This window comes from Aminobacter sp. P4_D5, from assembly GCF_056401815.1.
Genome location: NZ_JBFUIP010001059.1, coordinates 1 through 591 on the forward strand (window position 1 = coordinate 1; position 591 = coordinate 591).

Sequence of the window (591 nt, forward strand, 5' to 3'; positions counted from 1 at the left end):
AGGCGAACATCTCGATGGTGCCATCCAGTGCCATCAGCCCGCCTTCGACGCGCATCGCCGGCTGGCGGCGGGCGAGCTCCGTCTTGAACTCGGCATAGACGCGCCGGTGCAGGGCTGTCTCAGCCTCGGGCGTGGCGATGGAGGCCGCGCCATAGGCAATCTCCGCCGCGCCGCACTGGAGCGCTTCAGCCAGTTCAACCGTAGCGAGCTGGCCCATGATCATGACGGCGAGCTAGTGGCGCTGTTCTCCTCCGACTGGCGCCGCAAGCGGGCCGAGGACGAATGGAAGATGCTGAGCTTCCACGCGCTGCGCGAGCAGCACAGCCTCTCCGAGAGCTGAGAGGGTGTCTTCGGCGCTTCCACGCGCTGCGCGAGCAGCACAGCCTCTCCGAGAGCTGAGAGGGTGTCTTCGGCTCAGGCGAACATCTCGATGGTGCCATCCAGTGCCATCAGCCCGCCTTCGACGCGCATCGCCGGCTGGCGGCGGGCGAGCTCCGTCTTGAACTCGGCATAGACGCGCCGGTGCAGGGCTGTCTCAGCCTCGGGCGTGGCGATGGAGGCCGCGCCATAGGCAATCTCCGCCGCGCCGCA

At 67.9% G+C, this 591-nt stretch carries 1 protein-coding gene; it reads left to right on the plus strand.

Annotation, left to right across the window (positions count from 1 at the left end; genetic code table 11):
- A partial coding sequence (locus AC1DWF_RS36655) for a hypothetical protein (RefSeq protein WP_476843342.1) occupies positions 1 to 340 on the plus strand: 340 nt, incomplete at its 5' end.
- Between the last annotated feature and the right edge of the window lie 251 nt (positions 341 to 591).